We start from the raw sequence: 22,836 nt of genomic DNA on the forward strand, positions 1-22,836 counted from the left end.
CACCGAGTCGCTGAAACCGTTCGAAACCCGCCGGACTACTCGCAGAACACGTACCGGTCGAGGCGCTCGAACGCCTCGTGTACGCGCGCCTCGGGCAGCGCGAGGTTCACGCGGATGTGGTGCTCGCCCAGGAAGGGGCGGCCGTCCTGCCATGCCACGCCCACGCGCCAGCTGCGCCGCAGGAGCTCGTCGACCTCGCAGCCGTGCTCCTCGCACCAGCCCGTGCAGTCGAGGAACAGCATGTAGGTGCCCTGGGGCTTGGCCGTGTGCACGCCCGCGGCCGCATAGCGCTCCGCGATGTGCGCGCACGCCCAGTCGACGTTACGCCCCAGCACCTCGCGGAGCTCGTCGACCCACACGCGGCCCGCATCGCCGTACGCGCCGATGAGCGCGTACATGGAGAGCACGTTCATCTCGTTGTAGTGGGGCTTGGTGCTCTGCGCCACCACGCGGTCGCGCAGGTAGCCGTCGTAGATGATGTGATAGCTGCCCACGAGCCCCGCCAGGTTGAAGGTCTTGCTCGGCGCATAGAGCGCCACGGTGCGCCGGCGGGCGTCCTCGCTCACGGACTGCGTGGGAACGTGCACGTGCCCGGGCAGGATGATGTCCGACCAGATCTCGTCCGAGACCACGACGCAGTCGTACTTCGCGTAGAGCTCCATGGCGCGCTCAATCTCGGCGCGCTCCCACACGCGGCCGCACGGGTTGTGCGGCGAGCAGAACACCGCGGCGTGAATGCGGTTCTCCGCAAGCTTGTTCTCCATATCCTCGAAGTCCATGCGCCACACGCCCCGCTCGTCGAGCTTGAGCGGCGAGTGGACGATCCTGAAGCCGGCGTTGCAGATCGCCTTGGTGAACCCGATGTAGGTGGGGCTGTGCACGAGCACGGCGTCGCCCGGCGCCATGAACGCCGCGAGCGTGGAGATGAGGCCGCCGAGCACGCCGTTCTCGTAGCCGATGTGCTCGGGCTCAAGCCCGCTCACACCGTTGCGGTCGCGGTGCCAGGCGATGATGCGCTCGAAGTACTCGTCGCGCGGCTCGAAGTACCCGAAGTGCGGCTTGCGCACGCGGCCGATGATGGCGTCCTGGATGTCGGGAAGCACGGGGAAGTTCATGTCCGCGACCCACATCGGGATGGGGTCGAAGCCCTCGTCGGGAGCACCGGGGACGCCAGGCGCGGTACCCAGGGCGTCGACGGCGATGGCGTCTTCCCCGTGACGGTCCATGATGGTCGTGAAGTCGTAGCGCATGGCAAGCCTCCTCGTGCGGCGGTGATCCTCAGGCTGCGGGCAACGCCGGCGCCCTTGCACCGGCACCGCTTCCCTTCCAAGTGTACTCCGCGGGCGCGGGCGAAGCGGCTGATAGGGCGAGCGGCGCCCGCAAGCGCGATTCGGGTGCCGACGCAGAGGCATCCAGCGCCGATTTTTCCGCTCGATCAAGAATACTGTGGGTTCACTTGCGCATTCGAGCGGCACCAGCGATCTCGACGTAGGAATACGCAGGAAAGCGTTGGGCGAGCACGTGGTCTAGTCGCCCATATGCTAATTACCCACAGTATTCTTACTCGAACTTATCGGGACCATGCCATCGTCCCGTCGGAAAACCCGACACCCGACGACGCCCCGGATCAAATCCCCGTCGGGCGACACAGCTGCTACGGGGCGCGCCGCGATGCCGCCTCCTGCCGGCCCTTTGGAGGGGACGTGAAGATACGCCTGATGACGATCGGCTTTTGCGCTCTTCGGCCGCTTTGGCAGACAATTGACACCACGAGGCAACATGCAAGGAGGACGATTGTGGGCAAAGACGGCCGATACGATGCGATAGATACCGCTAGCTGCACGACCCCCCGCATCGAGGATATCCCCCTGATCGTCCGGCGCGAGATCGAGGCGCGGGCCATCGCGCCCTTCTACGACGCGCTCGTCGAGGAGCTCGGACAGGAGCGCGCCGACCGGGTCGTGCGCACGGCCGTGGCGCGCCTGGGGGAAGAATCCGGCCGCGCGCTCGCCGCCGAGCGCCCCACTGACGCCGACCCGCTCGCCTACTACCGCGACGAGGTCATGCCGCGCTTCTCGGCAGGAGGCTCCATGACGTGGGAGGACGTCGAGCTCGATGCAGAGGCGGGCACGCTCGCCATGGATGCGACGCGTTGCGCCTTCGCCGAGATGTACCGGCGGCTCGGCCTCGAGCACCTGGGCCGGCTCCTCTCCTGCGAGCGCGACCCGCGCATGTTTTACGGCTACGATGAGCGGTTGGAGTTCACCCGCACCGAGACCCTCATGGAGGGCTGCGGCCGCTGCGACTTCCGCCTGCGCATGAGGCCGTCCGATACCGCGCCGACCGACCTCGAACGATAGGAACCGCCGTGCCCGCACGCACTGAAGACAACCTCATGACCACCGACGGCGCCGCCGCGCGCCGCGTCGAGCTCCTCTCCCCCGCCGGCGGGCCCGAGCCCTTCGCGGCGGCCCTCGCCGCGGGCGCCGACGCCATCTACTGCGGCATGGGCTCCTTCAACGCGCGCCGCAAGGCCGCGAACTTCGATGACGAGAGCTTCGCGGCGGCGTGCCGCGCGGCGCACCTCGCCGGTACGCGCGTCTACGTGACCGTGAACATCGTGATCAAGGATGCGGAGATGCGAGACGCCCTGGAGCTCGTGCGAAAGTGCGCCATGCTCGGCGCGGACGCCTTCATCATCCAGGACTGGGGGCTCTTCGCCGAGGTTCGCCGCCTCATGCCCTCGATCGAGACGCATATCTCCACCCAGGCGAACATCCATGACGCGCGCGGGACGGCGTTTTGCGCCGCGGCCGGCGCCGACCGCGTGACGCTCTCGCGCGAGCTCTCGATCGCCGAGATCGCCGCGATCCACGACGCGTGCCCCGGCATCGACCTCGAGGTCTTCGCGCACGGCTCTATCTGCTTCAGCTACTCGGGCGTCTGCCTGCTCTCGAGCTTCTGCCAGGCCGGGCGTTCCGCCAACCGCGGCATGTGCGCCCAGCCCTGCCGCCTGCCCTACGAGCTCATCGACGAGGACGGCCGCAACATCTCCGCCCCGGGGCGCGGGCGCCCGCTGTGCCCCCGCGACACCAACACGACGGACCTGCTCCCGCAGCTCATCGAAGCCGGCGCGGCGGCGCTCAAGCTCGAGGGGCGCATGAAGGCCGCCGACTACGTCTATGCCGTGACCGATGTCTACCGCCGCGACCTCGATGACCTCGCCCACGGCAGCGAGCCCGACGCCACCGAGCGCACGCGGCGCGCACGGCAGCTCAAGCGCTGCTTCAACCGCGACTTCACCCACGCCTACCAGGACGGACGCTCGGACGACGACATGATGAGCTACGAGCGGTCGAACAACCGCGGGCAGCTCGTGGGACGCGTGGCCGAGTTCATTCCCACCGAGCCCGTCACCAAGGGCGAGCGGCTCCGCGCCGCCATCAAGGGCCCCGCGGGCACGGCCGTCCTCGCGCTCGATGAGCCGGTGGGCGCGGGCGACCTCCTCGAGCTTCGCGACGACGAGAGTCCCGACGCCTTCCTCACCGCGCTCGCCCGCACGGACGGCGTCGGGGGCGGGACCATCTCGGTCGAGGTCCCCCGCCCCGTCGCGACCAGCTGCCGTGTGCGCGTGATCCGCAGCCAGGAGGCCATCGATATCGCCGACGCCGCGCTCAAGCGCGCGGTGCCCCGCAAGCGCGCGGTCGATGTGCGCGTGACGGCGCGGATCGGCGAGCCCTTCCGGGTCGAGCTCTCCTGCGCGGACGACCCCACCGTGCGTGCCGCCTCCACGGGCTTCACGGTGGAGGCAGCGCGCACGCGGCCGGTCACCGCCGACGACCTCATCGAGCACGTGGGCCGCATGGGCTCGACGCCCTTTGCGCCCGCCGCGTTCGACGTCGAGCTCGACGAGGGCTGCGGCATGGGCTTCTCCGCCGTGCACCGCGTGCGCGCCGAGGCGTGCGCCGCCCTCGAGGAGGCGCTGATCGGGCCCTGGAGGCGCCATGCCGATGAGCTCGCGCGCATCGAGATCGCCCCGCGCGCGGCGGAAGGCGCCGCCCCCGCGCGCGAGCCCGAGCTCTGCGCCATCGCCGCCACGCCCGAGGCCGCCGAGGCCGCACGCGAGGCGGGCGCGACGCGCGTCTACCTCTCCTCCGATGCACTCGCCGAGGCCGGGCTCGACGCCGCGGCTGCGCGCGAGCGCGGCTACATCCCCGTCCTCGACGAGGTCTGCCGCGCGCGCGACCGCGAGCGCCTCGATGCCTGGGTGGCCGCGGGCGCGCCCGTCGCCGTGGGCAACATCTCCGAGCTGGCGTACGCCCGAGAGCTCGGTGCCATGCCCGAGCTGCGCTCCTGCATCCCTGTGCACAACGCCGCCTGCCTCGCGTTCCTGCACAAGCAGGGAGCCGCGGCCGCGTGGCTCTCGCCCGAGATCTCGCTCGACGAGCTCGCCGCGCTCGCCGCCGGCGCCCCGGTGCCGCTCGGCCTTATGGTCTACGGCCGGCCGCGCGTGATGACGAGCGAGCACTGCATCCTGAAGGTCGCCGACGCCTGCATCGACGACTGCGCGCGCTGCGCGCTGCGGCGCCGCGAGCTCGTCCTGCACAACATCGACGACAAGCTCCTGCCGGTACGCACCGATATCCACGGGCGCTCGCGGCTCTACGAGGCCTATCCGCTCGACCTCGCGCCGCAGGTGCCGCAGCTCATCGAGGCCGGCATCTCGCGCTTCCTCGTGGACGGCACGCTGCTCGACGCGCGCGGCCTCGCGAGCCAGGTCGCCCGCGCGCGACGCGCCCTCGAGGCCGCACGCGAGGGCAGGCGCCCCGCACCGCGCCAGAAGGGCTGCTCGAGCGGCTGCCTCTTCGTGGGAGTCGACTGAGGGCGGCCGATAGCGCACGCGCCCGCCCGCCGGAAGCCGAACTCCCATGCGGACGGGCGCGACCATCGCGCGGCGCGCTTATGTCAGGCCGCCCCGCAGGGCGACCCGGGCGGGCGCCCCTGACGGAGCGCTCGCCGCATCGCTACTTCGCGACCGCGATCAGGGCGGGGCCCGCGGCGACCGTGGCGCCCGCCTCGACCGCGAGCTCCACGCCTGCCAGATCCGCCGTGTTCGACACGGCGACGACCACGCAGTCGGGATGGCTCGCGGCGGCGATGGCGGCGCGGTCCATCGTGATGAGCGGGTCGCCCGCCGCGACCGCATCGCCCTGCGCCACGTAGCCCGTGAAGCCCTTGCCCTGCATGTCGACCGTGTCGACGCCGATGTGCACGAGCACCTCGACCCCGTCGGGTGACACGATGCCCACGGCGTGCCCCATGGCCACGCTCACGGTGCCCGCGACCGGGGCGTACACGGTGTCCCCCTCGGGCCAGACGGCGCAGCCGCGACCGAGCGCCTCGCTGCTGAAGATCGGGTCGGGGACCTCGGTCATCGCGATCACGCGACCGGCGACGGGCGCGGCGAGCGTGCCCGCCTGCGCGGAAACCTGGATCGCCTCCGGCTTGGCCGGGGCGGCTTTCTTCTTGAAGGCATCGAAGAGACCCATGGTCAGCTCCTTAACGAATGGATGGCGGAATGCGGCCCGACCCAGGCGGGCGCCCGGTCGGACCTTATGATGCATGGGCGCTGGGCGATGGGGCGCGAAGGTGAGCCCCGTCAGTCGCCCGGCGTGAGGATCGGCACGTGCTTGATCAGGTGGTCGTCGGTCGCGTCCGAGATGATCGTGAGCCCCTCGAGGTCGAAGACCTTCACGTTGGACACGCGGTGGAACTTGCTGCTGTCGCAGAGCACGTAGGTCTTCTCGGAGTTCTGCCGGACGAGCTTCTTCTTGGCCGCCTCGTCGAAGCTCGGGTTCGTCACGCCGCGCTCGACGCTCACGGCGTTCACGCCCAGAAACGACTTGTCGAAGTAGAGCTCGCCCAAGATCCGCTCCGTGATGGGGCCGGTGACCGAGAGCGTCTGCGGGTTGTACTCCCCGCCCAGCATGAGCACGTGCGCCCGGATCGCGCCCGTCACGTAGCAGACGCTGCCGTTGCCGGTGTAGATCGTGACGTCGCGGTCGACCAGGTGCCGCAGCAGCGCGGTGCAGCTCGTGCCGGAATCGACGTAGACGGTGTCGCCGTCCTGCACCTCGCGCGCGGCGCGCTGCGCGATGGCCTCCTTCTCGGCGGCGTGCAGGGCGCTCGTCACCATGACCCCGAGCTCGTGCGAGACGGTCCTGAGCCGCACGGCCCCGCCGACGAGCAGCTCGACGCGCCCCTGCTTCTCGAGCTCCTTGAGGTCGCGCCTGATGGTCGAGACCGACGCCTCTGGCAGGAGCTCCTGGAGCTCCTCGAGCTTCAGGATGTTCGACTCGTCCAGGTGCCCGAGTATGGCCTGCTGCCGCTCATAGGGGATCATGCGCGCCTCCTTCTCGTCTTTCTCACGAGCATTGTACCGCGTCGCGCCGCGCAAGCGCCGACGGGGCGGCCGCCCGCAGACGACCGCCCCTGTCCGCTCGGGCGCGTTCGGACGATTGGGCATGGAACCTTACGCCAGCTGGTCGTCCTTGCCGGTGAAGATGAAGCCCAGCACCGCGCCGACCACGGTCGCGATGAGCATGCCGATCATAGCGAAGGCGAAGTTCATCGCATCCTGGCTCACGAAGGCCGGGAACGTGGTGACCGAACCGAAGACGAACGCCGTGCAGACCACGTGGGTGAGGCCGCAGAACGCGCCGCCGGCGGCACCGGCGATGATCTGGGCTCCCCAGAGCTTCTTGTTCTTGACGAGCATGCCGAAGAGCGTGGGCTCGATGATGGCCGAGAGCGCGATGGTGACCACGCCGGAGGCCGCGAAGCTCTTGAGCTTCTGGTTGCGGGCCTTGAGCAGCACGCCGAGGGCCACGCCGATCACGCCGAAGTTGCACGCGAAGGTGAACGGGCAGATGAAGTCGAAGCCGTTCTGGGCGATGTTGTTGATCATGATGGGGTTCACGGCCCAGTGGATGCCCATGGACACGAGCACCGACCAGCCGCCGCCGACCAGGATGCCGGCGAGCACGGAGCTGCGCTCGATGAGCCAGTTGACCACGAAGGCGACGCCCTCGCCGGCGTACACGCCGATGGGGCCGATGACCATCATCGTGAGCGGGACCATGATGATGAGCGAGACGGCGGGCAGGACCACGAGCTTCAGGGTCTCGGGGATCTTCTCGTCGAGGAACTTGTACAGGAACGAATAGGCCCACACGGCGAGGATGGCCGGCACGACCGTCGAGTTGTAGCTCATGAGCACGACGGGGATGCCGAAGAAGTCGGTCGTGGCGCCGTTACCGACCTCGCCCATGAGGTTGATGAAGTCGGGATAGAGCAGGCACGCGCCGATGAGCGCCGAGAGGTACGGGCTCGCGCCGAAGCGGCGGCCGGCCGAGAAGGCCAGAAGCACCGGCAGGAAGTAGAACACGCTCATGGAGAGGGTGTACCAGATCACGTAGGTGCCGCCGCCCTCGGTGATGACGCCGAGCTGCGTGAGCAGGATGAGGATGCCGCGCAGGATACCGGAGCCGGCCATGGCGGGCAGAAGCGGGGCGAAGATGCCCGAGACAGCGCCGAAGATCTTGGAGATGACGCCCTCGCCGCTCGAGGACGAGTCGGTGGAGAGCTCGGCACCGGCGCCCTCGACGAGCGCGAGGAACTTCTCGTAGAGCTTGGGTACCTCGGTGCCGATGAGGATCTGGTACTGGCCGGCGGAGTTGACCGTGTTGATCACGCCGTCGACCTCCTTCACGGCCGCGTCGTCGCACGCGGCGTCGTCCTTGAGGTTGATGCGCAGGCGCGTCGCGCAGTGCGTGAGGCCGGAGATGTTCTCCGCACCGCCCACCGCGGCGAGGATGCCCTGGGCCATCGCATCCCAATCGTGTTTTGCCATAGGGATTCCTTCCTTTCCATCTATCTTACGGTATAGCCGGCGTTCCGGCCCTGTCCCCTCTGATGCCGTCTCGGCGCCGCCCGGGGATCCCGGGGGATGCGGCTCGCGTCCGCAGCGCCGCCGCATGCGGGCGCGGGATCACTCCGAGCAGGCGCACAGCAGACGGCGCATGAGCGCTGCGGCCTCGGTGCCGCTGTTCGCGTCGATGACGCGCTGCACCTCGTCGGCTCCCACCGCGTCGAGCGCGCGGTCGAGCATCGAGATCATCGCGATGTTCTGCGCGCACTCCTCCTCCGCGTCCTCGATGACCGGGAACGTGTCGAAGTAGATCGCGCGGTCGTAGCCGTGCTTCTTGAGGTAGTAGAGGAACTCGAGCGTCTTCACGGGGGTGGCCGTGCCGATCATGAGGCCGTCATCGACCGCGCCGTAGCCGTCGTTCAGGTGCACGCCGAAGAGCTTCCCGCGCCCGCCGAAGAGGTCGCACGCGAAAGCGGGGTTCTCGTGCTTCATGAGCATGTGGCAGTAGTCGAGGGTGACGCCCAGGTTGGGGCGGTCCACCTCGGCGAGCATCATGCCCGTGATGCCCATGCTGTCGATGAAGGCGTAGGCGCGCTCCTCGTAGGGCTTGTACTCGATGCTGATCGAGAGGTCCGGCGCATAGTCGCACACGTCGCGGTACGCAGCGGCGATCTGCTTCCACACGCGGGTGTAATCGATCTGGAAGCTGTAGTCGAAGCCGTCGAACCCGAGCCAGATGGTCACGGTCGTGCCGCCCACGGCGCGGCAGTAGTCGCAGGCCTCATGGCAGAGCTCGAGTGCGCGCTGGGCGATCGCGGGATCCGCGTTGCCGAGCTCGCCGTTGATGAAGTCGCCGCGGAAGCGCAGCGCCACGCCGTTGAGCGCGAGCTTGTGCCGCTCGAGCAGGGCCTTCATCTCATCTGCGGGGATACCCCCCACATGCTCGGGATAGTTGAGGTCCACGTGCGTGAGCCCCACCTCCTCGAACTGCGCGAACACGCGGTCGAGGTCCTTGTCGCCCGCACGGAAATACGAGTTGATGCGGGTTGCAAACTTCATATCACTCCTCCTGTCCTGTCGCGTCCCCGAGGCGCCTTGGGCAACCTCTCTTCCATCGACAATCATTCTATTCCAGAGATTTTCATTTGCAATAGGATTTCTCAACAATTTGTCACTAGTTTTCAGTTTTTTGCAGAATGTATCTGCAAGTGCTCAGGCTTTCTAAATATTCTTGCAGGTATTTAAGGTAATGAGATGAATGGAATGTTTTGACACTCTCTGATTGATTTTTGCGCTAGGCGCGCTATCCTTGTTATGAGGAGTCGAAAACCACCCGGGAGGTACCCCTATGCTTCTCTGCCCCAGCATGATGTGCGCCGATTTCGGCAAGCTGCGCGACGAGATCGATGAGCTCGAGAGCGCCGGCATCGACATGTTCCACTGCGATGTCATGGACGGGTCGTTCGTCCCCAACTTCGCACTCGGCCTCACCGACGTGCGCGCCATCGCATCGCTCTCGCATGTACCGGTCGACTGCCACCTCATGATCGAGAACCCGGCATCCAAGGTCGACCTCTTCATCGACGCCGGTGTGGACCTCATCTACATCCATCCCGAGTCCGAGCGCTACACCGTGAAGACCCTCCAGGCGATCCGCTCCCGCGGGGCGAAAGCCGGTATCGCCATCAACCCCGACACCTCCATCGCCACCGTCGAGGAGATCCTCAACCTCTGCGACTACGTCATGGTGATGACCGTGAACCCCGGGTTTGCCGGACAGGCGTTCGTCGAGTTCACCAAGGACAAGATCGCTCGCCTCGCCAAACTCAAGGACCGCTACGGCTTCACGCTTACCATCGACGGCGCCTGCAGCCCCGAGCGCATCCGCGAGCTCTCCGCGCTCGGCGCAGACGGCTTCATCCTGGGCACGAGCGCGCTCTTCGGCAAGGAAGCGGGGTATGCCGCCTGCATCCGCGCGCTTCGTGAGGGCTCGGCAGCATAGGCTCCCGCGCGCGCAGCGCATGAACCGCATAACCCCGCACACCGCCTACCCGGCCTGCCGCTCTGGCAAGCGCCTGCAACGTGCGGGCACAGCATCGGTACCCACGCCCGGTCGCAAGAGGCGGCCGGGCGATTCGTTGGACCAAGGAGGCCTTCCATGAAGATCGGAATCGGAAACGACCATGTCGCCGTCGAGCTCAAGCAGGTAATCAAAGCGCACCTCGAGGACCGCGGCCTCAAGGTCGTCGACTTCGGCTGCGCGGGCACCGACCGTTTCGACTACCCCATCTCGGGCTATAAGGTCGGCCGCGCCGTGGCGGACGGAACCGTCGACCTCGGTGTGCTCATCTGCGGAACCGGTGTGGGCATCAGCCTCGCCGCGAACAAGGTCCACGGCATCCGCGCCTGCGCGTGCTCCGACCCCTATACGGCAAAGCTCAGCCGCGAGCACAACAACACGAACATCATCGCCTTCGGCGCGCGCGTGGTCGGCACGGAGCTCGCCAAGATGATCGTCGACGAATGGCTCGACGCCGAGTTCCAGGGCGGGCGTCACCAGCACCGCATCGACATGATCGCCGAAATCGAGCAGACGCAGGGTCTCGAGGCCGCCGAGTAGCGGTTTTCCGCCCTGTGCTTCCACGTTGCTCGCAGCTCTCTGCAACTCGAATGATTTCTGTAGAGAAATCCCCGTTCAATAAGTGCTCGAATTGCAATTCGAGTTGTAATCAGGAACATATATGCAGGTAGATTAATTGCTGATCATCCGGTCACACGCGGCCGTTTGTACAATAATTCATCGAATGGGCTTTCATGCAACTCGATGTTCATATGAACCCCGAATGGCGCGATTTCTGCAATTCGGGGTTCATTTGTATGCCGAGTTGCAGCAATGCGGAAAGGCGATCAGCCTGCACATCAGATCGCGGCGAAACAGCAAGAGGGCCTGCGATTCCATAGAAGAAAGGAGCCGGCCACCCGAAGGTGAACCGGCTCCCAAGATGCCTTGATGGCGTGCGCGGGCGCGCGATTAGAACTCGGCGCCGCACTTCTTGCAGACACGGATCGAGGTCTTGTGACCGTCGATCTCGCCCTGCTTGTGGCCGACGCGGGTGGCAGCGCCGCACTTGGGGCAGACGAGCTGCGCGTTGGAGGCGTCGATCTTGGCCTCCTGCGACACGATGCCGCCGGTCTGGTTCTGCTGGTTGGGGCGGACGGCCTTCTTGACGATGGCCACACCCTCGACCTTGATCTTGCCCTCGGCGGGGTACGCGTGCAGAACGGTGCCCTGCTTGCCGCGATCCTTGCCGGAGAGAATCTTGACGGTGTCGCCCTTCTTGATGGACATCTTAGCCATACGTGACCTCTCCTTTCCTTACAGGGTCTCGGGAGCAAGCGAGACGATCTTCATGTACTTCTTGTCACGAAGCTCGCGCGCCACGGGCCCGAAGATACGGGTGCCCACGGGCGAGCCGTCGTTGTTGATGACGACGCAGGCGTTGTCGTCGAAGCGGATGTAGGAACCGTCCTTGCGACGGACCTCCTTCACCGTGCGGACGACGACGCACTTCACGACGTCCTTCTTCTTGACGTTGGCGCCGGGAGTGGCCTCCTGGACGGCAGCCACGATCACGTCACCGATTCCCGCATAGCGGCGCTTGGAGCCACCGAGCACCTTGATGCAGCGAACCTTGCGCGCACCGGAGTTATCGGCGACGTTCAGCATGGTTTGCATTTGAATCATGGTAGTTCCTCCGAACCTAGGCCAGGGAGAGGTGCGCGGCCCTTATGCGGGCGGTTTGCCTCAAGCCGCGCACATCGCTGGCATGAACAGTCAAAGCAGCCTACTTGGCGCGCTCGATGATCTCGACGAGACGCCAGCGCTTCATCTTGGACAGAGGACGGGTCTCCATGACGCGAACCTTGTCGCCCACGCCTGCGGTGCACTCCTCATCGTGCGCATGAAGCTTCTTGGTGGTGGTCATCATCTTGCCGTACTTGGGATGGCGCTTGCGCTCCTCGGTCTGGACAACGATGGTCTTGTTGCCCGAGATGGAGATGACCGTTCCCTGACGGACCTTGCGCGTATTGCGCGTGGTGTCGCTCATGTTATCTCCTTAAGCTCTACTCTGCCGCAGCGGCCTTCTCAGCCGCGATCTCGCGGGCGCGCTGCTCAGTGAGAACACGCGCGATGTCCTTCTTGACGGTCTTGACGCGAGCGGTGTTGTCCAGCTGGCTGGTGGCCATCTGGAAACGAAGGTTGAAGAGCTCGGCGCGCATCTCCTTCAGCTTGTCGACAAGCTGGGCGTCCGAAAGCTCACGAATCTCTGCGGGCTTCATTACTTATCCTCCCCGTCCTGGTCAGCGCGGGACACGATCTTGGTCTTGATGGGCAGCTTGTGCTGGGCAAGACGCAGCGCCTCGCGGGCGATGGGCTCGGACACGCCGGAGATCTCGAACATGATGCGACCCGGCTTGACGACGGCCACCCACTCCTCGGGGTTGCCCTTACCGGAACCCATGCGGGTCTCGGCAGGCTTCTTGGTGATGGGCTTGTCGGGGAAGATCGTGATGAACACGCGGCCGCCACGACGCATATAACGGGTCATGGCAACACGAGCGGCCTCGATCTGGCGGTTGGTGATCCAATGGGCCTCGAGGGCCTTGATGCCGTAGTCACCGAAATGCAGCTCGGTATTACCCTTGGCCTGGCCCTTCATGGAGCCACGCTGCACCTTGCGGTGAAGGACACGCTTAGGGGCAAGCACTACTGACCCCTCCTCTCGGAGTTGCGACGACGCGGACGGCTGGAGCCCTCGAGCGCCGGGTTGGGAACGGGCTGACCGGGCAGCTTCTCGCCCAGGTAGATCCACACCTTCACGCCGCAGGCACCCATGGTGGTGTGAGCGACGGCGGTGCCGTAGTCGATCTTGGCGCGCAGGGTGTGCAGCGGCACGCGACCCTCGCGGTACCACTCGCGACGACCCATCTCGGCGCCGCCGAGACGACCGGAGCACTGGATACGGATGCCCTTGGCGCCGGCCTTGCGGGCCGACTGGACGGCCTTGCGCATGGCGCGACGGAAGGCGACACGGCCCTCGAGCTGCTCAGCGATGGACTGGGCGGTGAGGACGGCGTCGAGCTCGGGGCGCTTGATCTCGATCACGTCGACCGAGAGCTGGCCCTTGGCCACGCCGGCGACCTTCTCGAGCTCGGTGCGCAGGGCGTCGATCTCGGAGCCCTTCTTGCCGATGACGATGCCCGGGCGGGCGGTGTAGATGATGACCTTCACCTTGTCACCGGCGCGCTCGATCTCCACGCGGGAGACGGCAGCGCGACGGAGACGCTTGCCCAAAAACTTACGGATCTCGAGATCGTTGCCGAGCGTCTTGGCGTAATCCTTATCGGCGAACCAGCGGGAGCGCCAGTTCTCGGTGATGCCAAGACGGAAGCCGGTGGGATAGACTTTCTGACCCATAGCGCTTATGCCTCCTTTCGCGGAGCGACGACGATAGTGATGTGGCTCGTGCGCTTGAGGATGCGCGAAGCGGAGCCCTTGGCGCGCGGGCGGATGCGCTTGAGCGTGGGGCCCTCGTCCACGTAGGCCGCGGCGACCACGAGGTCATCGGCGCGCATGCCGTTGTTGTTCACGGCGTTGGCCACAGCGGAGCGGAGGCACTTCTCCACGTCGACCGCCACGGCGCGCTCGCAGAAATGCAGGATGTCGAAAGCCTGCGCGACAGACTTGCGACGGATGAGATCGACCACGAGGCGAGCCTTGAACGGCGAGACGCGCACGAACTTGGCGACGGCGCGGACCTCGCGGGTCTCGGTATCGGTAGCTTTAGTTGCCATTTACGTGAAACCCCCTACTTGGCCTTGTGACCGCGGAACGTACGGGTCGGCGCGAACTCGCCGAGCTTGTGGCCGACCATCGACTCGGTCACGTACACGGGGACGTGCTTGCGACCATCATGGACGGCGATGGTGTGACCCACCATCTCGGGGAAGATCGTGGACGCGCGGGACCAGGTCTTCACGACGTCCTTCTTGCCGGCCTCGTTCATCGCGACGATACGCGAGAGCAGGCGAGCTTCCACGAACGGCCCTTTTTTGAGACTTCTGCTCATAGGTGCTTAACTCCTTCTCGGTATCTCAGGCTACTTCTTGCGGCGACGGATGATGAGGCTGTTCGAAGCCTTCTTCTTCTTGCGCGTACGGTAGCCCTTGGTCGGCTTGCCCCACGGGGTCACGGACGGACGGCCGGAGGTGTGGTTCTTGCCCTCGCCGCCGCCGTGCGGGTGGTCGACGGGGTTCATGACCGTACCGCGGACGGTCGGGCGCACGTTCATGTGGCGCTTGCGACCGGCCTTGCCGATCACGATGTTGGCGTGGTCGGCGTTACCGACCTCGCCCACCGTGGCACGGCAGGTGATGAGCACGCGGCGCATCTCGGAGCTGGGCATGCGCAGGATGGCGTACTTGCCCTCCTTGCCCATGAGCTGGCAGGCGGTGCCGGCGGAACGCGCGATGGCAGCGCCCTTGCCGGGCTGGAACTCGATCGCGTGGATGAGGGTGCCCACGGGGATATCCGCGAGCGCGAGCGCGTTACCCGGCTTGATGTCGGCCTCGGGGCCGGACAGCACGGTGTCGCCGACCTTGAGGCCCTTCGGGGCCAGGATGTAGCGCTTCTCGCCGTCCACGTAGTGGAGCAGCGCGATGCGGGCGGAGCGGTTGGGGTCGTACTCGATCGTGGCAACCTTGGCGGGCACGCCGTCCTTGTTGCGCTTGAAATCGATGCGACGGTAACGACGCTTCACGCCGCCGCCCTGGTGACGGACGGTGATGCGTCCCTGGTTGTTACGACCGGCCTTCTTGGGCAGCGGCTCGAGAAGCGACTTCTCGGGCTTCGTCGTGGTGATCTCCGCGAAGTCGGAGATCGTCTGCCAACGACGACCCGCGCTGGTCGGCTTGAGGTGTTTGACAGCCATTACAATCCCTTTCGTCTCTCTCCGTTGGCCGATACATCAGGGATCCGGGTTCCCCCGGGGTGTATCGACACCGGATTACCACGGTACCGGGCGGCTCCATCTTGGGCGCCCGATACGACTTGCTCCCTTGCGGAAGCCGTACGGCGCCGGCCTTAGGCCTGGTTGCCGTAGATCTCGATCGAGTCGCCCTCGGCGAGCGTGACGATGGCCTTCTTCCACTGACGGGTCTTGCCGGCCACGTAGCGCACGCGCTTCGTCTTGGGCTTCACGTTGATGGTGTTCACCGAGGTGACCTTAACGTCGAAGAGCTCCTCGATGGCATCCTTGATCTGATACTTGTTCGCGTCGCGGGCGACCTCGAAGGTGTACTTGTTCTCCTCCATGAGGTCGAACGAGCGCTCGGACACGATCGGGCGGATGATGATCTCGTGGGCGGTCATTTATGCAAGCACCTCCCCGAAGTGAGCGGCAACATCGGCGGGCATCAGCAGGGCGCCGTTGTTGATGAGGTCGTAGGTGTTGGCCTCGTCCGGCGTGATGATGAACGTCTTGGGGATGTTGCGGAACGACAGGAACGCGTTGATGTCGTCCTCATGGACGATGATGGTGAGGCGCTTGCCCTCAAGGCCGAGAGCCTTGAGCATGGCGACGGCGGCCTTGGTGGACGGCTTCTCGAAACCGTAGTCGTCCACGAGCACGAGCTCGTTGTCGCGCACCTTCGCGGAGAGCGCGGAGCGCATGGCGAGCTTGACCTCCTTGCTGTTCATACGCTTGGCGTAGGAACGGGGCTTGGGCCCGTGGATGACGCCACCATGACGCCACTGGCCGGCGCGGATGGAGCCCTGGCGGGCACGGCCGGTGCCCTTCTGGCGCCACGGCTTGGCACCGCCACCGGAGACCTCGCTGCGGCCCTTGGTGGACTGGGTGCCGGCACGCCAGCTGGCCAGCTGGCACTTCACGATGTGATGCATCACGTGGGTGTTCGGCTCGATGCCGTACACCTCGGCAGCGAGCTCGGCCTCGGTGACCTTCTTGCCCTCGCTGTTCTTGACTTCAAACTTTGCCATTTGGTGTTCTCCTTGGTATGACGTTGGCTTATCGAACTAGAGCGATTACGCCATACGGATGGCGACCAGACCGTTCTTGGCACCCGGGACAGCGCCCTTGACCAGAATCAGGTTCTGCTCGGCATCGATGCGAACAACGGACAGGTTCTTCACGGTCACGCGCTCGTTGCCCATGTGGCCGGCCATCTTGACGCCCTTGAGGACGCGCGCGGGGTAGGCGCACTGGCCGATGGAGCCCGGATGACGCTTGAAGTGGGAACCGTGGGTCATGGGACCGCGACGCTGACCCCAGCGCTTGATGCGACCCTGGAAGCCCTTACCCTTGGAGGTGCCGATAACGTCGACCTTGGCGACATCGGCGAAATCGGCGACGGTGACGACCTCGCCGACCTTGTGGTCCTCGCCGTTCTCGACGCGGACCTCGCGGAGGTAGCGGACGGGCTCGACGCCGGCCTTGGCGAAGTGACCAGCCATGGGCTTGTTCACGTTCTTGGCCTTGATCTCACCGAAACCGATCTGGACGGCATCGTAGCCGTCGGTGGCCTTGGTTTTAACCTGCGAGACCGCGCAGGGGCCAGCCTGGATGACCGTGACGGGCACGACGTTGTCGTCGTCATCCCATACCTGGGTCATGCCGATCTTGCGGCCGAGAATCATACTGATCATGCGATGATCCTAACCCTCGGTGGTCTTGGGACCCGCGAACGCCCCTTGCGTTCGCCCCCAGCGGACCACTACTGACATGTTGCGCCCCGGTTTGCACCCTGCCCCACCTGCCCGATCGCGCAACCCATTTGCGATGCGCGCCGGCGAGACAGAATACGCCCCATAAGCACAGCCTGTTCAGTATACACGCGCACGGGCGTATCCATACGTTTCCACAAAGTCTTCGCAATGGCCTTTCGCCTGCATAGAGACCCCACGCACCCCGTCGCGTCGCCGTGGCGCCAGATCAGTCCATCGCACCCGAAACCGCGTCGAGGATCTGGGCGCACCGCACGGTCGCCGCATGCGGCATCACCGGGCTCTCGGTCGCCCCCGCACGCATGAGACCGCAGAAATGGGCGATCTGGCCGTAGAAGTCGTCGACCTCGTAGGGCATCTCGATCGCGTGCTCCGAGCCATCCGCTGCGACGAGGCGCGCCCGCTGCGGACGGTGCAGGTCCTCGACCACCAGGGTCCCGTTGGTTCCCGTGACGCGCAGCTCGCGGGGCTTGGCCCGGTCGCAGGCGCACTCGAGCTCGGCCGAAACGCCGCCGATCGTAAGCTCGCCGTCGCAGTAGACGTCCGAGCCGTCCTCGTAGCGGGTGCACGCGGCGCCGGTCACGCCTATGGACCCGGGCAGCAGCTCCTCGAGCCAGCTCGCGCAGTAGATGCCGCAGTCGAGCAGCACGCCCGAGCCCGCTCCCCCGCCGAGCACGTAGACATCGGTCCCGATGTAGTGCCCGAGCGAATCGTTGCAGAGCGACGCCTCGACGCGCTCGATGCGCCCCAGCTCGCCCACATGGCGCACGACGGTATCATGCAGGGGCACGAAGCGCGTCTTCATGGCCTCCATGAAGAGGACTCCCGCATCATGCGCGGCAGCCGTGACCTCGCGGGCCTCCTCCGCCGTGAGCATGGCGGGCTTCTCGCAGAGCACTGCCTTGCCCGCCTCGATCGTGGCCAGCGCCCACGCGCGGTGGAACGCGTGCGGGGTCGCGAGGTACACCGCATCGACGTCCGGATCGGCGAGAAGGGCGGCATGGTCACCGTACGCGTTGGCGCCCTCGGCGCAGGGGACGGCGTCGAGGAACGCGTGCGCCTTCCCCTCGCTCCGGCAGCTTGCCGCCACGAGCTCCGCGCCCTCGACGTGCGCCAGGCTCGCCGCGAACCGATGCGCGATGTTTCCCGCACCCAAGATACCCCAGCGAATCATGTGCCCTCCTTGCGTTGGCTCCGCTGCGCCCCAGTATAGCAAGCGATAATCCCAGCAAACCATGCCATGGCTACGTTTTCGTATGCTCTAGGCCCCACGAGCATCCGGCTTTGGGCTTTTCCAGTTGCCGGCCCCATTCATTGCGCCGTGCGCGTGAAAAGATTCGCTCAGTAAAGCCTATACTCTCTACCGGCCGTTTTATTATTCTCGACTGCATGATACTTATGGCTGCTCCACATTGGCGCCCGCTTTTGGAAACAACGGTCTGAACTCTCCGGAACAAAATTCAACTAGTCGGTACCTTTTACGCCAACCATGGACTATCCGGTCCTCGGAAGGTTTATCGCATTCGTTTTACCTGCATATTCTTTATTTGTTCTATTCCTCTACCCAGAGGTTTTCGATAAAGGTACCAACTTCTTGAAAAAGCTTCGCGATCCGCTTCCTACTTACTTGTTCGGGCTAGAGAAACGCAAGGGGCGCCCCCGGATTCGTCCACAAAATCCCGCAACTCGCTAGAACAATGTGAGCGCCATAATTGCTACCGCGTCCATAACATTGGGTATAAGCACGTCAAGACATGGTAGGAGACACCTAAAGATCGGAGGATCAAATGGCAACCGCCTATGAGCTCTACATCATGAAGACCTGCCCGTTCTGCCGTAAGGTCATTCGTTTCATGTACCAGCACAACATCGACCTGCCGCTACGCGACATCAACGAGGATCCCGAAGCTCGTGCCACGCTCGAGCGCGTCGGCGGCAAGGTGCAGGTGCCCTGCCTCTTCATCGACGGGAAACCGCTGTACGAATCCGATGACATCATCGCCTACCTCGAGAAGGCCTTCGTCGTCGACGCTCCCCGCGAGCTCGTGGTCGAGGACCACGCGATCAGGTACCGCTCGGAGAACGGCGCGGTCCTCGCCGAGGTCACGTTTCCCGCTGATGGCGAGGGCACCGTCAACATCGACCACACCTTCGTCGACGAGGCGCTGCGCGGCCAGGGCATGGCGGGCAAGCTCATGGACGCGTGCGTGCAGGAACTTGAGCGCGCCGGTCTCAAGGCGCACCCCACCTGCAGCTACGCCGTGAGCTGGTTCGAGAAACATCCCGAGTGGCAGCAGCTGCTGGCATAAGGAGCTTCGACACGGTAATCATCCTGGGAGGTCTCACCTTGAGGAGGCGGTACCCAAAGCGACTGCAAATCTGACCGCTAAGGCGCTTTCGACTTGCACGCAGTCGAGACGCTCGCCACCCCAGATGGCAGCCCGAGCCACATATGATGCCTGTCCTCCCGCGCTTCAGCGAGGGGACGGGCATCATGAGCGTTCTGCTAAAAACTACTACCGTAAGGACAAACGAAAGAGGGCTCCCGAAGGAGCCCTCTTCACGTTCGAGCGTTATGCAGGAACCGAAAGCTTAGAGCTTGATCTCGATGTCCACACCGGCGGGCAGGTCGAGGCGCATGAGCGAGTCGACAGTGCCGGCCGTGGTGTCGAGGATGTCGATGAGGCGCTTGTGGGTGCGCATCTCGAACTGCTCACGGCTGTCCTTGTCCACGTGCGGCGAGCGGATGACCGTGTAGAGGTTGCGCTCGGTGGGCAGCGGGATGGGGCCGGACACGCGAGCGCCGGTCTTCTGCGCCGTCTCGACGATGAGCTTGGCGGACTGGTCCACGACCTCGTGATCATAGCCCTTGAGGCGGATCCTGATCTTCTGGCTAGACAACGTTACCTCCTTGATATGCGAGGGCATCCTCGCGATAGAACCTGAAAGCGAGCGATCGCGAGAACTTACGCGTTGCCGCCAGCCTTGCTGACGACCTCCTCTGCCACGGACTTGGGCGCCGGCTCGTAGGAATCGAACTGCATCGTGTAGGACGCGCGACCCTGGGTCTGCGAGCGCAGGTCGGTGGCGTAACCGAACATCTCGCCCAGCGGCACCTTGGCGCGGATGACCTTGTTGCCGGAGCGGTCGTCCATGCCCTCGATCTTGCCGCGACGGCCGGACAGGTTGCCCATGACGTCGCCCATGTACTGCTCGGGGGTCTCGACCTCGACGGCCATCATGGGCTCGAGGAGGATCGGGTCGGACTTCTTGAGGGCGTCCTTGATCGCCATGGAGCCGGCGATCTTGAAGGCGGCCTCGGAGGAGTCGACCTCGTGGTAGGAGCCGTCGAAGAGCGTCACCTTGACGTCGACCACCGGGTAGCCGGCGATGACGCCGGTCTCGAGGGCCTCCTGGATGCCCTTGTCGATGGAGGGGATGTACTCCTTCGGCACGACGCCGCCCACGATGCCGTTGACGAACTCGTAGCCGAAGCCCTCTTCCATCTTCTCGAGCTTGATGACGGAATGGCCGTACTGGCCGCGGCCGCCGGACTGGCGGACGAACTTACCCTCGGCGCGATCGACATCGTGGCCCGGGGCCTCACGGTAGGCGACCTGCGGCTTACCGACGTTGGCCTCGACCTTGAACTCGCGGAGCAGACGGTCGACGATGATCTCGAGGTGCAGCTCGCCCATGCCGGCGATGATGGTCTGGCCGGTCTCGTGGTTGGTGCGCACCTGGAAGGTCGGGTCCTCCTCGGCGAGCTTGGTGAGCGCGATCGACATCTTGTCCTGCTCGGCCTTGGTCTTGGGCTCCACGGCGACGTCGATGACGGGGTCGGGGAACTCCATGGACTCGAGGATGATCTCCTTGCCCTCCTCGCAGAGGGTGTCGCCGGTGGTGGTGTTCTTGAGGCCCACCGCGGCGAGGATGTCGCCCGTGGAGGCGCCGTCGACGTCCACGCGGTCATTGGCGTTCATCTCGAGGATGCGGCCGAAGCGCTCGCGCTGGCCGTTGGTGGCGTTCACCACGTAGGAGCCGGCGTCCACGTGACCGGAGTACACGCGGAAGAAGGTGAGCTTACCGACGTAGGGGTCGGTCGCGATCTTGAAGGCGAGCGCGGAGAACGGCTCGGCGTCGTCGGCCTTGCGGGAGTCGACCTCGCCGGTCTTGGGGTTGGTGCCCTCCACCGGGGGAACGTCGAGCGGGCTGGGGAGGTAGTCGACGACGGCGTCGAGCAGCTCCTGCACGCCCTTGTTCTTGTAGGCGGAACCCACGAGGACGGGGTTGAGCTCGTTGGCGAGCACGCCGGTGCGGATGGCGGCCTTGAGCTTCTCCACGGGGATCTCCTGCTCCTCGAGGATGAGCTCCATCAGCTCGTCATCGTAGTTGGCGGCGGCGTCGAGGAGCTCCTCGCGCTTCTCGGCGGCGATGTCCTCGAACTCGGCCGGGATCGCGTCCATCGGCTCGGGGTAGGTCATGCCCTTGTCGTCGGCCTTGAAGTCCCACGCGGTCATGGTGACGAGGTCGATGACGCCCCAGAACTGGTCCTCGGCGCCCATGGGCACCTGGATGGCGACGGCGTTGGCGTTCAGGCGCTCCTTCATGGTGTCGATCGCGTGCCAGAAGTCGGCGCCGACGCGGTCGTACTTGTTGATGAAGGCGATGCGCGGAACGTTGAAGTTGCGGGCCTGGCGCCACACGGTCTCGGACTGCGGCTGGACGCCGGCGACGGCGTCGAAGACGGCCACGGCGCCGTCGAGGACGCGCAGCGAGCGCTCGACCTCGGCCGTGAAGTCCACGTGGCCCGGGGTGTCGATGATCTGGATGCGGTACGCGGGGCCCTCGCCGGCCTTACCGCCCTTGTGCCAGAAGCACGTGGTGGCGGCGGAGGTGATGGTAACGCCGCGCTCCTGCTCCTGAATCATCCAGTCCATGGTGGCAGCGCCCTCGTGGACCTCGCCGATCTTGTGGGTCTTGCCCGTGTAGTACAGGATGCGCTCGGTCGTGGTGGTCTTGCCAGCATCGATGTGCGCCATAATGCCGATGTTGCGGGTATCGGCAAGGTTGTACTTCTTCTTAGCCACTTTCAATTCCTCCCAGAATTACCAGCGGTAGTGCGAGAAGGCACGGTTGGCCTCGGCCATCTTGAAGACGTCCTCGCGACGCTTCACGGAAGCGCCGACGCCGTTGGAGGCGTCGAGGATCTCGTTGGCCAGGCGCTCGGCCATGGTCTTCTCCTTGCGGGCACGCGAGAAGTTCACGATCCAGCGGATGGCGAGCTGCGTGGAGCGGCGGGAGTTGACCTCCATGGGCACCTGGTAGGTGGCGCCGCCGACGCGCTTGGGCTTGCACTCGAGCGTGGGCTTGACGTTCTCCATGGCCTTCTTGAAGACGGCGAGAGCGTCCTGCTCGGACTTCTTGGCGACGATATCGAAGGCACCGTAGACGATACGCTCGGCGGTAGCCTTCTTACCATCGAGCAGGACCTTGTTGATGAGCTGGGTCACGAGACGGTTGTTGTACACAGCGTCCGGCATGACCTCGCGACGATGATTCTTAGACGCACGACGCGGCATGGTGTATCTCCTCTTGGATCTGTTCGCCTAACGCACTCTCAGCACGCGGCGAAGCGTGACGATTGCGTTAGTTCTTGGGGCGCTTGGCGCCGTAGCGGGAGCGGGACTGCTTGCGGTTGTTGACGGCAGCGCAGTCGTAGGCACCGCGGATGATCTTGTAACGCACACCAGGGAGGTCGCGCACACGGCCGCCGCGCACGAGCACGATGGAGTGCTCCTGCAGGTTGTGGCCCTCGCCGGGGATGTAGGCCGTGACCTCGATACCGTTGACCAGGCGCACACGGGCGACCTTACGAAGAGCCGAGTTCGGCTTCTTGGGGGACGTGGTGAACACGCGGGTGCACACGCCGCGCTTCTGCGGGTTGTGCTGCAGCGCCGCGTTCTTGGACTTCGCGGGCTTGGACTTACGGCCCTGAAGGACCAGCTGGTTGATTGTAGGCAAAGCGTACTCCTTCTTCGATGATTCCAGCTTCACTTGGTGCAACGGCTTGAATCGAGGCGTCAGCATCCACCTTCGAAAC

General features: G+C 65.3%; 27 protein-coding genes. 5 read left to right on the forward strand and 22 right to left on the reverse strand.

The features are described from left to right. Positions 1-35 precede the first annotated feature (35 nt). Entirely contained in the window at positions 36-1,250 is a 1,215-nt protein-coding gene (locus tag FS885_RS04925; RefSeq protein ID WP_144743918.1) for a MalY/PatB family protein, read from the reverse strand. A 546-nt stretch (positions 1,251-1,796) separates the two neighbouring features. Between FS885_RS04925 and FS885_RS04930 the strand changes: the two genes are divergently transcribed. Continuing rightward, entirely contained in the window at positions 1,797-2,360 is a 564-nt protein-coding gene (locus FS885_RS04930; protein ID WP_246060795.1) for an L-2-amino-thiazoline-4-carboxylic acid hydrolase, read from the forward strand. 35 nt (positions 2,361-2,395) lie between these two features. Beyond that, complete coding sequence (locus FS885_RS04935) at positions 2,396-4,882, forward strand: U32 family peptidase (protein ID WP_246060800.1); 2,487 nt, start codon at positions 2,396-2,398, stop codon at positions 4,880-4,882. 142 nt (positions 4,883-5,024) lie between these two features. Here FS885_RS04935 and FS885_RS04940 read toward each other — a convergent pair whose 3' ends face one another. The 4 genes from FS885_RS04940 to FS885_RS04955 all read right to left on the reverse strand — a co-directional run bounded on the left by FS885_RS04940 (position 5,025) and on the right by FS885_RS04955 (position 8,989). Beyond that, entirely contained in the window at positions 5,025-5,549 is a 525-nt protein-coding gene (locus FS885_RS04940; protein ID WP_144743920.1) for a PTS sugar transporter subunit IIA, read from the reverse strand. Positions 5,550-5,659: 110 nt separating this feature from the next. Next, a complete protein-coding gene (locus tag FS885_RS04945; RefSeq protein ID WP_144743922.1) occupies positions 5,660-6,403 on the reverse strand; it encodes a DeoR/GlpR family DNA-binding transcription regulator in 744 nt (247 codons plus the stop codon). A gap of 129 nt (positions 6,404-6,532) precedes the next feature. After that, positions 6,533-7,912, reverse strand: coding sequence for a PTS transporter subunit EIIC (locus FS885_RS04950; RefSeq protein ID WP_144743924.1), 1,380 nt, complete (start codon positions 7,910-7,912; stop codon positions 6,533-6,535). Positions 7,913-8,050: 138 nt separating this feature from the next. Next, positions 8,051-8,989, reverse strand: coding sequence for a sugar phosphate isomerase/epimerase family protein (locus FS885_RS04955; RefSeq protein ID WP_144743926.1), 939 nt, complete (start codon positions 8,987-8,989; stop codon positions 8,051-8,053). 289 nt (positions 8,990-9,278) lie between these two features. On the opposite strand from FS885_RS04955, the gene rpe reads away from it, so the two are divergent. Together rpe and rpiB are read left to right on the forward strand one after the other, a co-directional pair. Continuing rightward, the gene (gene rpe / locus FS885_RS04960) at positions 9,279-9,932 is read left to right on the forward strand and encodes a ribulose-phosphate 3-epimerase (protein ID WP_144743928.1); all 654 of its coding nucleotides are present in this window, start codon (positions 9,279-9,281) and stop codon (positions 9,930-9,932) included. Positions 9,933-10,088: 156 nt separating this feature from the next. Then, the gene (rpiB, locus tag FS885_RS04965; protein ID WP_144743930.1) at positions 10,089-10,550 is read left to right on the forward strand and encodes a ribose 5-phosphate isomerase B; all 462 of its coding nucleotides are present in this window, start codon (positions 10,089-10,091) and stop codon (positions 10,548-10,550) included. A gap of 411 nt (positions 10,551-10,961) precedes the next feature. Here rpiB and rplX read toward each other — a convergent pair whose 3' ends face one another. The 13 genes from rplX to FS885_RS05030 form a co-directional block, all read right to left on the reverse strand. Then, the gene (rplX, locus tag FS885_RS04970; RefSeq protein WP_144743932.1) at positions 10,962-11,288 is read right to left on the reverse strand and encodes a 50S ribosomal protein L24; all 327 of its coding nucleotides are present in this window, start codon (positions 11,286-11,288) and stop codon (positions 10,962-10,964) included. Positions 11,289-11,306: 18 nt separating this feature from the next. Further along, complete coding sequence (rplN, locus tag FS885_RS04975) at positions 11,307-11,675, reverse strand: 50S ribosomal protein L14 (protein ID WP_019239652.1); 369 nt, start codon at positions 11,673-11,675, stop codon at positions 11,307-11,309. A gap of 100 nt (positions 11,676-11,775) precedes the next feature. Next, positions 11,776-12,039, reverse strand: a complete 264-nt coding sequence (gene rpsQ / locus FS885_RS04980) for a 30S ribosomal protein S17 (RefSeq protein ID WP_102372569.1) — start codon at positions 12,037-12,039, stop codon at positions 11,776-11,778. A 16-nt stretch (positions 12,040-12,055) separates the two neighbouring features. Then, positions 12,056-12,271 (reverse strand): 50S ribosomal protein L29, encoded by a 216-nt coding sequence (gene rpmC, locus FS885_RS04985; RefSeq protein ID WP_144743934.1) that lies wholly within the window; start codon positions 12,269-12,271, stop codon positions 12,056-12,058. Next, on the reverse strand, positions 12,271-12,699 hold the full coding sequence (rplP, locus tag FS885_RS04990; protein WP_144743935.1) for a 50S ribosomal protein L16: 429 nt from the start codon (positions 12,697-12,699) through the stop codon (positions 12,271-12,273). Before rplP ends, rpmC begins: the two co-directional genes overlap by 1 nt. Beyond that, positions 12,699-13,409, reverse strand: a complete 711-nt coding sequence (gene rpsC, locus FS885_RS04995; protein WP_144743937.1) for a 30S ribosomal protein S3 — start codon at positions 13,407-13,409, stop codon at positions 12,699-12,701. Before rpsC ends, rplP begins: the two co-directional genes overlap by 1 nt. 5 nt (positions 13,410-13,414) lie before the next feature. Then, the gene (gene rplV / locus FS885_RS05000) at positions 13,415-13,786 is read right to left on the reverse strand and encodes a 50S ribosomal protein L22 (protein WP_144743939.1); all 372 of its coding nucleotides are present in this window, start codon (positions 13,784-13,786) and stop codon (positions 13,415-13,417) included. Between the two features lie 14 nt (positions 13,787-13,800). After that, the gene (gene rpsS, locus FS885_RS05005; protein ID WP_022349932.1) at positions 13,801-14,061 is read right to left on the reverse strand and encodes a 30S ribosomal protein S19; all 261 of its coding nucleotides are present in this window, start codon (positions 14,059-14,061) and stop codon (positions 13,801-13,803) included. A 30-nt stretch (positions 14,062-14,091) separates the two neighbouring features. Beyond that, complete coding sequence (gene rplB, locus FS885_RS05010) at positions 14,092-14,922, reverse strand: 50S ribosomal protein L2 (protein WP_144743940.1); 831 nt, start codon at positions 14,920-14,922, stop codon at positions 14,092-14,094. Between the two features lie 152 nt (positions 14,923-15,074). Next, positions 15,075-15,362: a 50S ribosomal protein L23 gene (gene rplW, locus FS885_RS05015; protein ID WP_144743942.1), complete on the reverse strand. Its 288-nt coding sequence runs from the start codon at positions 15,360-15,362 to the stop codon at positions 15,075-15,077. Continuing rightward, the gene (gene rplD / locus FS885_RS05020) at positions 15,363-15,989 is read right to left on the reverse strand and encodes a 50S ribosomal protein L4 (protein WP_144743944.1); all 627 of its coding nucleotides are present in this window, start codon (positions 15,987-15,989) and stop codon (positions 15,363-15,365) included. A gap of 45 nt (positions 15,990-16,034) precedes the next feature. Beyond that, a complete protein-coding gene (gene rplC, locus FS885_RS05025; protein WP_102372578.1) occupies positions 16,035-16,655 on the reverse strand; it encodes a 50S ribosomal protein L3 in 621 nt (206 codons plus the stop codon). A gap of 286 nt (positions 16,656-16,941) precedes the next feature. Beyond that, the gene (locus FS885_RS05030; RefSeq protein ID WP_186365783.1) at positions 16,942-17,907 is read right to left on the reverse strand and encodes a Gfo/Idh/MocA family protein; all 966 of its coding nucleotides are present in this window, start codon (positions 17,905-17,907) and stop codon (positions 16,942-16,944) included. A gap of 613 nt (positions 17,908-18,520) precedes the next feature. Here FS885_RS05030 and FS885_RS10080 point away from each other — a divergent pair. Further along, positions 18,521-19,042 (forward strand): GNAT family N-acetyltransferase, encoded by a 522-nt coding sequence (locus FS885_RS10080; protein ID WP_246060796.1) that lies wholly within the window; start codon positions 18,521-18,523, stop codon positions 19,040-19,042. Positions 19,043-19,325: 283 nt separating this feature from the next. Here FS885_RS10080 and rpsJ read toward each other — a convergent pair whose 3' ends face one another. From rpsJ to rpsL, 4 genes are all read right to left on the reverse strand, one after another. Then, positions 19,326-19,634: a 30S ribosomal protein S10 gene (gene rpsJ, locus FS885_RS05045; RefSeq protein ID WP_144743948.1), complete on the reverse strand. Its 309-nt coding sequence runs from the start codon at positions 19,632-19,634 to the stop codon at positions 19,326-19,328. Positions 19,635-19,699: 65 nt separating this feature from the next. Further along, positions 19,700-21,823: an elongation factor G gene (gene fusA, locus FS885_RS05050; protein WP_144743950.1), complete on the reverse strand. Its 2,124-nt coding sequence runs from the start codon at positions 21,821-21,823 to the stop codon at positions 19,700-19,702. An 18-nt stretch (positions 21,824-21,841) separates the two neighbouring features. Then, a complete protein-coding gene (rpsG, locus tag FS885_RS05055; protein WP_144743952.1) occupies positions 21,842-22,315 on the reverse strand; it encodes a 30S ribosomal protein S7 in 474 nt (157 codons plus the stop codon). A gap of 67 nt (positions 22,316-22,382) precedes the next feature. Further along, positions 22,383-22,757, reverse strand: a complete 375-nt coding sequence (gene rpsL, locus FS885_RS05060) for a 30S ribosomal protein S12 (RefSeq protein WP_102372583.1) — start codon at positions 22,755-22,757, stop codon at positions 22,383-22,385. Between the last annotated feature and the right edge of the window lie 79 nt (positions 22,758-22,836).

Origin of the sequence: Enorma burkinafasonensis (assembly GCF_902150035.1) — a bacterium.
GTDB classification, from domain to species: Bacteria; Actinomycetota; Coriobacteriia; order Coriobacteriales; family Coriobacteriaceae; genus Enorma; species Enorma burkinafasonensis.